Genomic DNA, 2,776 nt, shown 5'->3' on the forward strand with positions numbered 1-2,776 from the left:
AAAAAAGAGGAGAATATACTGCTCTGGGAATGGCTGTTAATGTTGCAGCCCGATTCATGATGAAAGCAAATTGGACTGAAATTTTTCTCGACAGGTTTATCTATGACAAAATAAAAGCTAATTATCATACCCAAAATCTGGGAGAATTAGAACTAAAAGGTTTCCAGTTTAAAATTACTGCTTTTAGGCTGCAAAAGAAAAAAGAACGATCAACCACCTTTGTTTCGAAAGGTAAGTTGATTGGAAGAGAATCTGAATTTGAAAAATTGAAAAAGATCATTAAACCATTGAACCGGACAAAAGGCAACAAGTTTGGAGGAGTTGTTTATGTAGAGGGAGTTGCCGGAATCGGTAAAAGCAGGTTGATCAAAGAATTCAAAATGTCGTTGCATAGAAATGATTACAACTGGATATATATGCCCTGCGATGCTATTCTCCGGAAAAGTTTCAATCCTGTTAAATACTTTTTATCCTGGATTTTCGGACAATCCGAAGAAAATGATCATGAATCCAATAAAAAAAACTTCGAAGCGAAAATCGAGGAATTGCTTAAATCAAGCAAAGATGAAAAGCTCAAATCAGAACTTGTGCGGACAAAATCATTTCTCGGAGCATTAATAAACCTTACCTGGGAAAATTCTCTTTATGAACAGCTCGATCCAAAAAATAAGTATGAAAACATGCTTTACGCAGTCACTAATCTCATTAAAATCTTATCATTGGAAAAACCTGTAATAATTGAATTTGAAGACTCGAATTTTATCGATGTCGATACTAAAAACTTGTTGCATGTTCTAACCAGAAATGTCCAAAACTATCCTTTTATAATAATTTCTTCCTGCCGGTACAATGATGATCACACTAAATTCAGTTTCGGTTTAAATGATGTCAGAGAAGCAAGGATAACCTTGAAATCTCTTAATAAAGAAAAAACAAAAGAGTTGATCAAAGACAAACTGGAAATTGAAAAAGAAATCCCGGAAAAAACCTTCAAACTGATCTGGGAAAAAAGTGAAGGGAACCCGTTTTATGTTGAACAGATAATTTTCTATCTGAAAGAAGAGAACATCATCAACAACAAATTGCAGATCACCAAAAGGAATATAAAAATTCCGACCAATATTAATTCCGTGATCATTGCCAGGATCGATAAATTAAATCCGGACCTGAAAAATATTACAAAAAAAGCATCTGTTCTTGGAAATCAATTCACCGATAATGTCCTAAAAACAATGACAGATGACAAGTATATCGATTCCTTTATCCAGGATGGTGAAAAGCAGAATATCTGGTATTCATTATCCAAAGCAAACCGGGCTTTTCAAAACGCTTTTATCCGTGAGAGCATTTACGGTCTTATCCTGAAAAAGGAATTGAGGAATCTTCATAAATCAGCTGCTGAGACTTTTGAAACCTTATACAATAAAGACCTGAAACCTTATTATGCGGATATAGCTTTTAATTATGAAAAAGCTGAGATCAATGATAAAACTGTTTTTTATTTTGAGAAAGCAGGTGATTATGCAAAAGATCTATACCAGAATCAGGCTGCTCTGGAATATTATGACAATCTTCTGGAAAACCTGGAACTACAGCAGGGAACAATTCACAATTCGATCCTGAAAACAAAATTAAATAAAATTGAATTATTTCTTCAGCAAAGCGAAACAAAAATGGCTGAACAGGAACTGATGAAACTCAAAACCGAATCTTTCCCGGATCCTGAACTGAAAGACAGGTTTCACTATTTATCAGCAAAACTTTATACGATCACTGAAGATTATCTGATGCTTAAAAAGTATATAGGAAAGTATATCGCAGATATAAAAACGAGATCATACAAAAATCACCTGGAAATTTATTATCTTGATACCTTGCGTTTTTTGAACGAAGTTGATGAATTTGAAAAAAGATCAAGATCATTGCTGAAAAATTTCCGCAATCAGAATGAGCACTTTTTTGAAGGTAGAACTGCTAATATTCTCGGTGTATATCACCTGCAAAAAGCAAATTATAAAAAAGCCCTGGAATTTTTCCAGTTGAATCACAAGATAGTGAAGAAACTGAAAAATAAGATGTTGATCCGGGCTGCTCTGCATAATATCGGAATTGTTCATTCCCGTCTGGGAGACAGGCAAAAAGCCATGAAATATTACCTGGATTCGCTCAAAATTGCCAAAGAGATCGGAAGCAAAAGTGCCTGCAGCAAACTGCTTTCTAATATTGCAAATATCTATTCAGCTGAAGGAAAAAGCGAAAAAGCGATCGAGTATTATAACGAAGCCCTCGATATTGCCCGTACGATCGGGAATAAAATGTCGGAAGGATTGAATCTCTTCAATATTGGTCTTGCCTATCATTATCTGGGGAAGTATGAAAAATCGATAAAATTCCTGGATCAATCAAAAAAAATCTGTCGGAAAATATCCGATAAAGTAGGAATCACTTATGCCAATGACACTTACGGGGACAACCTTTTTTATCTGGAAAAATATGAAGAAGCAAAAAAAATCTACCTGGAAAATCTCGAACTGCAGAAGGAATTGAAGGATGCAGAAGGAATCGCTCACACTTACGGAAACCTCGGGAATATCGCTAAATCCAAAAATGATTTCGAGGAAGCGGAAAATTATTATAAACTGCAGCAGAAAACATTAGCTGAAATCGGTGATAAAGAAGGCGAAGGAAAAGCATATTTCAACTGGGCAATGATCGAGATCGAAAGAGAGAGACCGGAAGATGCAATTCCAAAACTTGAGAAAGCATTGGAATTATT

Annotated in this window: 1 protein-coding gene; it reads left to right on the top strand. The window is 35.0% G+C overall.

What is annotated here, in order from left to right:
- Positions 1–2,776: tetratricopeptide repeat protein (locus ENL20_04795; GenBank protein ID HHE37873.1), on the top strand; the 2,776-nt coding region annotated here is incomplete at both ends.

Source organism: Candidatus Cloacimonadota bacterium (genome assembly GCA_011372345.1).
Taxonomy (GTDB): Bacteria; Cloacimonadota; Cloacimonadia; order Cloacimonadales; family TCS61; genus DRTC01.